Origin of the sequence: Micrococcus lylae (assembly GCF_900163825.1) — a bacterium.
Taxonomy (GTDB): Bacteria; Actinomycetota; Actinomycetes; order Actinomycetales; family Micrococcaceae; genus Micrococcus; species Micrococcus lylae.
Map to the genome: position 1 here is coordinate 1 of NZ_FUKP01000040.1, position 8,230 is coordinate 8,230.

An 8,230-nucleotide genomic window follows, 5' to 3' on the forward strand; every position below is an offset into this window, starting at 1 on the left:
CGGCGGTCCAGCTCGTGCACGACGAGCGCTTCGCCCAGCTGCGCGAGGAGCACGACACCGTGGTGGTCACCGCGGACAAGGCCACGGTGACCTCTGCCGCCGGCGGCGGCGAGGACCTGCTCGCCGTCTCCTTCGAGACCCGCCTGCCGCTGCTCGAGGAGAAGGACGGGCACGTGCGCGTGGCCCTGCCGGACTCTGAGGACGGCTGGCTGTCCGAGGACTCCGTGAAGGTGCTGAAGCGGGGCGAGAAGCTCCCCACCCCCACCGCCGAGCAGGTCATCGAGACCGGCAAGCGCTTCCTGGGCCTGCCCTACCTGTGGGCCGGTGTCTCCTCGTACGGCTTCGACTGCTCGGGCTTCACCTACTCGATCTTCCGCCACCACGGCATCGACATGCCGCGCGACTCCGGCCCGCAGCTGCGCGAGTCCGGCTTCCCGTCCGTGGAACGTGAGGACTGGCAGCCCGGCGACCTGCTGTTCTTCTCCTTCCAGGCCGATCCCGACCGCATCCGCCACGTGGCGGTGTACGTCGGCGACGGCAAGATCCTGCACTCCCCCGAGTCCGGCAAGACCATCGAGATCGTCACGGTGGCCTCCTACGACACCGGCAACACCTACGCCGGCGCCGTGCGTCCGCCCCTGGCGACGGCCTGACCGGCCCCGCCGAGCGATTCGCCTCCCCTCCCGTCTCCGGGCGGGAACGACGACGGGCCTGAGGAGCGGTCAGGCCAGGCGCTGCGTGGACGCGCGCTCCTTCATGACGTCCAGGGCGGCGAGCGCCTCGGCCCGCGACTGCCTGAGGTCGACGACAGGCTCCGGGTACCCGGACAGCGGCGAGTCGGCCTCGGGCACCCAGCGGGCCACGTACACCCCCTCGGGGTCGAACCGCTTGGCCTGGGTGTCCGGGTTGAAGATCCGGAAGTACGGGGAGGCGTCGGCGCCGCAGCCGGCCACCCACTGCCAGGAGACGGGGTTGTTGGCCTCGTCCGCGTCCACAAGGGTGTCCCAGAACCATGCCTCGCCGTCCTGCCAGGGCTGCAGCAGGTTCTTCACCAGCAGGGAGGCCGCGGTCATACGCACGCGGTTGTGCATCCACCCGGTCTGCCAGAGTTGCCGCATGCCCGCGTCCACGAGGCGGATGCCGGTGCGCCCCCGCGCCCACGCGCGCAGGGCGTGATCATCCGGTGCGTAGGGGAACGCGCGGAACTCCGGACGCAGCGGCATCCGGTCCAGGTCGGGGTGGTGGTACGTCAGGGACCATGCGAAGTCCCGCCAGTACAGCTGGCGCACGAACGCGGCCCGGTCCTGGTCCGCGACGTCAGCGGCGTGCGCGGCGGTGAGCACCTGGCGTGGGGAGAGCTCGCCGGAGCGCAGCCGCGGGGACAGGCGGGACGTGGACTCCCGGTCCCCCGGCATGTCCCTGGTCGCGGCGTAGCCGCCGACGCCCGCCTCGATCGCCTCCAGCTCCTCCACCGCCGCAGACTCTCCCGGCGCCCAGTGCCCGGCGACGGTGTCCTCCCACCAGGCAGGCGAGGTGTCCGCCAGAGCGAGGTCTGTCAGGGAGGTGAGGGAGCCGTCGTCGTAGAGCCGCGCGAGCCTGGCGAGCAGGTCGTGCGGCGGGCCGCCGAGCGGCTCCGGAGCCGGCAGCGGCGTCCCCACGGGGATCTGTGCGGCGGCCCGGTGGAACGGGGTGAAGATCCGATAGTTCCCCCCGGCGGCCGTGGTGACGGTCCACGGCTCGGTGAGCAGGGCCCCGGCGTGGCTGTGCGCCTCGACCCCCGCCGCACCCAGCAGGGTCTTCACCTCGGCGTCGAGGGAACGCGAGCGCGGCGCGTAGCGGCGGGACCAGCGGACGGTGCCCGCGCCGAGGGAGCCGGCGAGCTCCGGCACCACGGACCGGGCGTCTCCGGAGGCGAACACCAGCGGGATGCCGAGCGCCTCCAGCCGCACAGACAGCTGCTCGAGGCTGCGGTGGTACCACCAGCGCACGGCGGCGCCGAGGGGACGCGGGCCCAGGCGTCCACCGTCGTCGGCCTCCCCGGGCTCCTCTCGGATCCACAGCGCCACCACATCGGCGCCGTCCTCCACGGCGGCGGTGAGCGCCTCGTGGTCGTGGGTGCGCAGGTCGTCGCGGAGCCAGAGCAGGGTGGTCATCGGCCCAGTCTGCCGCACACCGTGCGCAGCGTCCTCGGCCGAGGCACGACGACGGCCGGGGACGTCCGCGCAAGGCGACCGGCCGCCCTCGGGAAGGGCCGTCGGGTCTCCACGGCCCGAGGGGTCGTTCAAGGCTGCACGTAGTACATCTGCTTGTTGACGAACTCGTCCATGCCGAGCGGGCCCAGCTCGCGGCCGAAGCCCGAGCGCTTCACGCCGCCGAACGGGATCTCGGCGCCCTCGCCGGCCGGGGTGTTCACATTGGCCATGCCCACCTCCAGCTGTGAGGCGATCTTCTCCGCCAGCGCCTCGTCCTGCGAGAACACCGCGCCACCGAGGCCGAACGGGGTGTCGTTGGCCAGTTCGAGGGCTTCCTCGGGGGAAGAGGCCTTGTAGACGACGGCCACCGGGCCGAAGAGCTCCTCGCTGTAGGCGTCCATGTCCTTGGTGACATCGGTGATGACGGCCGGGGAGAACAGGGCTCCGGCGCCGTCGCCGAGCTCGCCGCCCACGTGCACGGTGGCGCCCTGCTCCCTGGCCTTCGCCACCTGCTCCGCCAGGGTCTCCGCGGCGCCGCGCGAGGACAGCGGCAGGTAGACGGTCTCGTCCTCGGAGGCCGGCTCGCCGGGCTTCATGGCGGAGGCGAGCTTCACCAGCTCGGCGACGAACTCGTCGTAGATGTCCTCGGCCACGATCATGCGCTTGTTCGAGTTGCACGCCTGGCCCTGGTTGTACATGCGGGTGCCCCAGGCGGTGGCGGCGGCCTCGGCCACGTCCTCCGTGTCCAGGATGACGTAGGGATCGGAGCCGCCGAGCTCGAGCACGGCCTTCTTCAGGTGCTGGCCGGCCTGGGCGCCGATGATGGCGCCGGCGCGCTCGGAGCCGGTGAGGGAGACGCCCTGGATGCGCGGGTCCGCGATGAACTCGGAGATCTGGTCATGGGTGGCGAACACGTTGGTGTACACGCCGGCCGGCACGCCGGCGTCGTCCATGATCTTCTGCACGGCCAGGGCCGAGCGGGGGCAGATCTCCGCGTGCTTGAGCACGATCGCGTTGCCGAGCATCAGGTTCGGGGCGGCGAAACGGGCGATCTGGTAATACGGGAAGTTCCACGGCATGATGCCCAGCAGCACGCCGATCGGCAGGCTGCGGACCATGGCGCGGCCGCCGGCGAAGGACTCGATCGGTCGGTCCTTGGACAGCTCGGCGGCGTTCTTCACGAAGTAGCCGAAGATCTCCGCGCTGAACTCGGCCTCCTCGACGCCCTCGGAGACGCGCTTGCCCATCTCCTCGGCGATGATCTGCGCGAGCTCGTGCTTGCGCTCGTCGAACAGGTCGGCGACCTTCTGCACGATCGTCCCACGCTCGTCCACGGACAGGGCGGCCCACTCGCGCTGGCCGGCCACGGCGGTGGCGAGCACGCCGTCGATCTCGGAGTCCTGCAGGGAGTCGAAGGTCTCGACGACCTCGTCGGTGGCCGGGTTGTGCACGCGGTATCCGGTGGCGGTGCTCATGGGGTGTCTCCTCTCCTCGGTTGCCCCTCATTCTGTCCTGTCCTGCGCTGTGCGTCACACCGGCGCGGCGGCGGCCGCTACACGGTCCGCGAAGGCCGGCACCGCCTCGGTGCGGGCGGCCGTCGTCGGGAAACGGAGCACAATGGGCGCATGACCCCGGAGGAGTTCCGCACCCACGGCCACGCCCTGATCGACTGGATCGCCGACTACCGCGCCGCCTTGCATGAGCGCCCCGTGATGTCACCGCTGCGTCCCGGCGAGGTGGCCGCGCAGCTGCCGGCGGCCGCCCCAGAAACCGGCGAGGACCCGGCCACAGTGCTGGCAGACCTGGACCGAGTGATCCTGCCAGGTTTGTCCCTGTGGCAGCACCCGGAGTTCTTCCACTTCTTCCCCGCGAACGCGGAGCTGTCCTCCGTCCTGGGCGACATCGCCTCCACCGGCCTGGGCGTCCTCGGGCTGTCCTGGGAGTCCTCCCCCGCCCTGTCCGAGGTGGAGATCCGCACCATGGACTGGATGCGCAGGCTGCTCGGGCTGTCCGGGGCCTGGCGGGGCGTGGTGCAGGACTCCGCCTCCGGCTGCGCGCTCACCGCCATGATCGAGGCCCGCGAGCGCGCCAGCGGGTTCGCCATGCACGCCGGCGGCACGGACCAGGGCCGGGACCGCATGGTGGTCTACTGCGCCGCCCAGGCCCACTCCTCCGTGCCCAAGGCGATGCTGCTGGCCGGCTTCGGCCGCCAGAACGTCCGCGAGGTGCCCGTGGACGCGGACTACGCCATGGACGCGCAGGCGCTGCGCGCCATCGTCGCCGAGGACCGGGCCGCAGGCCTGAGGCCGGCGGCCGTGGTGGCCACCTGCGGCACCACGGCCACCACCGCGCTGGACCCGCTGGCCGAGATCGGGCGGATCGCCCAGGACGAGGACCTCTGGTTCCACGTGGACGCCGCCATGGCCGGCTCCGCCATGCTCCTGCCGGAGTGCCGGTGGATGTGGGAGGGCGTGGAGCTCGCCGACTCCCTGGTAGTCAACGCCCACAAGTGGCTCGGCGTGGCCTTCGACTGCTCCCTCTTCTTCGTCAAGGACCCCGTGTTCCTGGAGAAGGTCATGGCCACCCACCCCTCCTACCTGCAGTCTTCCCATGACGAGGACGTGGTCAACCTCCGAGACTGGGGCGTGCCGCTCGGCCGCCGCTTCCGGGCCCTCAAGCTCTGGTTCATGCTCCGCATGGAGGGCGCCGAGGCCCTGCGGGCGCGCCTGCGCCGGGACCTGGACAACGCCGCCTGGCTGGCCGCCCAGGTCGACGCCGCCGAGGGCTGGGAGCGGGTGGCCCCCACGCCGCTGCAGACAGTCTGCGTGCGACACGTGCCCGCCGGACTCGACCCCGCCGACCCGGCCGACACCGAGGCGATCGACGCGCACACCCGTGCCTGGGCGCAGGCCGTCAACGCCTCCGGGAAGGCGGCCGTCTCCCTGGCCACGCTCGAGGGGCGGTGGATGGTGCGCCTGTCCGTCGGGGCGCTCGGCGGCACCGAGCGCGAGCACGTCGAGCGGCTCTGGAAGGTCCTCGGCGAGGCCGTCGCCCGGTGACGGCTCAGGCGGAGGCGCCAGGACCGTCGTCGGGGACGGGCCGAGAGTCCAGCGTCTTCTGGAGCAAGACGAGGTCCAGCCACCGGCCGAACTTGCAGCCGACCTGCGGCAACCGGCCGGTCTCGATGAACCCGAGGTGTTCGTGCAGGCGGATCGAGCCCGCGTTGCCGGCCTCGACGCCGGCGACCATCACGTGCACGCCGGCATCCCGTGCGGACTCCACGAGGTCCTCCAGGAGGCACCGGCCCAGGCCGCGGCCACGCTGGTCCTCGCGCACGTACACGGAGTGCTCCACGGTGTGCCGGTAGCCGTCGAAGGCACGCCAGGGCCCGTAGGTGGCGTAGCCGACGACCTCGCCGTCCTGCCCCTCGGGCGCGTCCACGGCCACGCGGACGGGGAACCCGGCCCGTTGCCGGTCGGCCATCCAGGCGACGCGGTTGTCTGCGTCCACCGTGGCGTCGTTCCAGATGGCCGTGGAGTTCTCCACGGCGTGGTTGTAGATGGCGGCGACCGCCGCGGCGTCCTCGGGGCGGGCGTGGCGCAGGTGCATGGCGGCGGGCCCTTCTGACGGCCAGGGTCAAGGCGGGCAAGACGCTTCAGGGTACGACCGACGACGCTCCCGCACCTCCGCCGTCGACGTGCGGTCCGCCGTGTGGTCGGCGCACGAGAAAGGGCCCGGAGCGTGCGCTCCGAGCCCTTCGTCTGGTGGAGGTAAGGGGATTCGAACCCCTGACCTTCTGCATGCCATGCAGACGCGCTACCAACTGCGCCATACCCCCCAGATCGAGGCGTCCTCCGGCCGATCTCTCGCCCGAACGACTCGAGAACTATAACCAGTACTCGAGAGCCGATGCAAATCGGCGGAGCCGCCACAGGCACGGCAACGGGCGATGCCCGTCAGTGCCCGCAGCCAGTGTTCCCCAGTGGCGGCGTGCCCGTCAGGTCCGCCCGACGAGACGGGACGGCGTGTGCCAGAGGACGTCCCGCAGCCAGTCTTCCCCCAGTCCCCAGGAGGACAGTGCCTGGAGCTGGTGGTGGTAGCCGTAGGGGATGGTGGGGAAGTCGCTGCCCAACACGACCTTGCCGGCGGCCCGGCGCATCAGCTCCGGGAAGTCCTCGGGCGTGGGGACCAGCTCCTCCATGTAGTCGGTGCCGACCATGGTGGTGTCCAGGTACACGTTCGGGTGCTCACAGGCGAGGGCGGCGAACTCGCGATACTCCGGCATGCCCGCGTGGGCGATGACCAGCACGAGGTCCGGGTGACGTTCCACGAGCCGGGCGATGCGCTCCGGACCGGTGAACTCCCCCGGGTGCGGACCGGAGCCGCAGTGGATGACCACGGGCGTGCCCGCAGCGGCGATCCTGCGCCACACCGGCTCGAGCAACGGGTCCACCGGGGAGAACGCGCCGACCTGCACGTGCACCTTGAACAGGCGCGCCCCTGCCGCGAGCGCCTCGGCCACGTAGGCGTCGGCCTCGGGCTCCGGGTAGAAGGTGGCCGAGTGGATCGCGTCCGGATGCTCCGCCGCGAAGGCGCAGGAATACTCGTTCAGCCAGGCGGCCATGCCCGGACGGTGCGCGTAGTTCAGGGTGCCGTAGGCGGTCACGCCCAGCTCGCGCAGGATGCGGACGCGCTGCTCGTCGTCGAACCGATAGGTGACGGGCCAGGCCGGCAGACCCTGCTCCGGGAGCGCGTCGAACACTCCCCACACCTTGCGCTGGACGCTCTCCGGCATGAAGTGCACGTGCAGGTCCACCAGACCGGGCAGGCCCAGGTCCTTCAGGAAGGCGGGGACATCGGCATCACGAGCTGGGGCGAGGCCGGCAAGCGGCGAGGCAGGCGACGTGCTCATAGTCACACCCTACGTGCAGTACCTCTGGGCCTCGACCTCACGAGGAACCAGATGACGGCAAAGGGCCCGGATCCTTCGATCCGGGCCCTTCGCTGTGGTGGACCTAGCGGGAGGCTTGTCGAAACTTGCCCCGGCACTGGCGCGGATGGTCGCGAGCCAGAGAGCTATTCGGAGGCGTGCGTGTCCACCACGCCCACGGAGGCGTAGCCTCCTTCAGCTGTCTCGACCGGATGAGACTGCCCTTCAGGAGGCGGAAACTGCGTACCTGTCGGGGCGGTCGTTGAAGGCGATCGCGAAAGAAGTTGGAATCGGGCATGAGCGGTTGTCGCGCCTCCTCCGCGAGCGCGGAGTCAGGCTACGGAACCAGTCCCCTACTCGGGAAGAGACTGCTCAGATGAAGACTCGCTACACCGAAGGCATGTCACTCGAACGCATCGGAGCAGTGCTGGGCTACTCGCCTGGCACTGTCAGGGCCCATCTGCTCGCCGCCCAGGTCGTCATGCGCGACTCGCACAGGCGATAGGCCTGCGCAATCAGGCCGATCCGTAATCGTCGGGCCTGCCTTCCACTTCGTCGAACAGTGCGTCGTGAACGAGGAGGCGGGCCTCGGCGCTGAGCGTCCGATCCGAGTGACGGTCTTCCGCTTACTCGCCGACGTTGACGACCACGCCCCAGAGATCGTTCCACCCGTCGTGGACCTCACCTCGGCTGGCCGAAGTGCCGTCACGGTGCGATCAGCCTCAACAGCACGATCCTTGAACGCCTGCCCGAGTGGCGTCCGCTCCATAGTTCTCAGCATGTCGGGGTGCTACGAAACTACTGCCAACAAGGGCGGAGAACCGCGGAACTGGCCGAACTCCTGGCCACGGCGCGCGCGTCGACACGACAGGTCAACGACCGCTCGCTCCCCCAGCAGAACACGCTCCACCGTTCGGTCATCAAGCTCCTGATCGAGGACTACGAGGCAGGCGCCTCGACGTACGAGCTCGCGAAGCGGTACAACGTGCGCCGCAACACCGTCCGCGACGCACTCCGCCGCGCGGGGTTCGACCCCGCTGACAAGGGGAAACGGGCTCTTCACAATCGAGGGTGTAGACGGGGGGCTCGGGGAAGTGGCGCGTCGATA

8 protein-coding genes and 1 tRNA gene are annotated in these 8,230 nt (G+C 70.7%); 4 read left to right on the forward strand and 5 right to left on the reverse strand.

Features of this window, described 5'->3' with window-relative positions; all coding sequences use genetic code 11:
• A partial coding sequence (locus FM125_RS05870) for a C40 family peptidase (RefSeq protein WP_143745246.1) occupies positions 1 to 653 on the forward strand: 653 nt, incomplete at its 5' end.
• Positions 654 to 722: 69 nt separating this feature from the next.
• Here the strand turns inward: FM125_RS05870 and FM125_RS05875 are convergent.
• Together FM125_RS05875 and FM125_RS05880 are read right to left on the reverse strand one after the other, a co-directional pair.
• Positions 723 to 2,153 carry a cryptochrome/photolyase family protein gene (locus tag FM125_RS05875; protein WP_087133960.1) on the reverse strand — a complete coding sequence of 477 codons (1,431 nt, stop codon included), beginning with the start codon at positions 2,151 to 2,153 and terminating at the stop codon, positions 723 to 725.
• A gap of 128 nt (positions 2,154 to 2,281) precedes the next feature.
• Positions 2,282 to 3,667, reverse strand: a complete 1,386-nt coding sequence (locus FM125_RS05880; RefSeq protein WP_087133961.1) for an NAD-dependent succinate-semialdehyde dehydrogenase — start codon at positions 3,665 to 3,667, stop codon at positions 2,282 to 2,284.
• Positions 3,668 to 3,817: 150 nt separating this feature from the next.
• Here FM125_RS05880 and FM125_RS05885 point away from each other — a divergent pair, with 150 nt between their 5' ends.
• Positions 3,818 to 5,251 (forward strand): pyridoxal phosphate-dependent decarboxylase family protein, encoded by a 1,434-nt coding sequence (locus FM125_RS05885; RefSeq protein ID WP_087133962.1) that lies wholly within the window; start codon positions 3,818 to 3,820, stop codon positions 5,249 to 5,251.
• Positions 5,252 to 5,255: 4 nt separating this feature from the next.
• On the opposite strand, the gene FM125_RS05890 is transcribed toward FM125_RS05885, so the two are convergent.
• From FM125_RS05890 to FM125_RS05900, 3 genes are all read right to left on the reverse strand, one after another.
• On the reverse strand, positions 5,256 to 5,801 hold the full coding sequence (locus FM125_RS05890; RefSeq protein WP_087133963.1) for a GNAT family N-acetyltransferase: 546 nt from the start codon (positions 5,799 to 5,801) through the stop codon (positions 5,256 to 5,258).
• Between the two features lie 153 nt (positions 5,802 to 5,954).
• Positions 5,955 to 6,030, reverse strand: a tRNA-Ala gene (locus FM125_RS05895).
• Positions 6,031 to 6,189: 159 nt separating this feature from the next.
• Positions 6,190 to 7,104: an amidohydrolase family protein gene (locus FM125_RS05900; protein ID WP_087133964.1), complete on the reverse strand. Its 915-nt coding sequence runs from the start codon at positions 7,102 to 7,104 to the stop codon at positions 6,190 to 6,192.
• Positions 7,105 to 7,498: 394 nt separating this feature from the next.
• Here FM125_RS05900 and FM125_RS11750 point away from each other — a divergent pair, with 394 nt between their 5' ends.
• Positions 7,499 to 7,627, forward strand: coding sequence for a sigma-70 family RNA polymerase sigma factor (locus FM125_RS11750; RefSeq protein ID WP_143745248.1), 129 nt, complete (start codon positions 7,499 to 7,501; stop codon positions 7,625 to 7,627).
• A gap of 282 nt (positions 7,628 to 7,909) precedes the next feature.
• A partial coding sequence (locus tag FM125_RS12080; protein WP_219337029.1) for a helix-turn-helix domain-containing protein occupies positions 7,910 to 8,230 on the forward strand: 321 nt, incomplete at its 3' end.

Coding starts and splice junctions, on each gene's coding strand:
- FM125_RS05890 (WP_087133963.1), bottom strand. CDS start 5,801: ATGCACCTGCGCCACGCCCGCCCCGAGGACGCCGCGGCGGTCGCCGCC.
- FM125_RS05885 (WP_087133962.1), top strand. CDS start 3,818: ATGACCCCGGAGGAGTTCCGCACCCACGGCCACGCCCTGATCGACTGG.
- FM125_RS11750 (WP_143745248.1), top strand. CDS start 7,499: ATGAAGACTCGCTACACCGAAGGCATGTCACTCGAACGCATCGGAGCA.
- FM125_RS05875 (WP_087133960.1), bottom strand. CDS start 2,153: ATGACCACCCTGCTCTGGCTCCGCGACGACCTGCGCACCCACGACCAC.
- FM125_RS05900 (WP_087133964.1), bottom strand. CDS start 7,104: ATGAGCACGTCGCCTGCCTCGCCGCTTGCCGGCCTCGCCCCAGCTCGT.
- FM125_RS05880 (WP_087133961.1), bottom strand. CDS start 3,667: ATGAGCACCGCCACCGGATACCGCGTGCACAACCCGGCCACCGACGAG.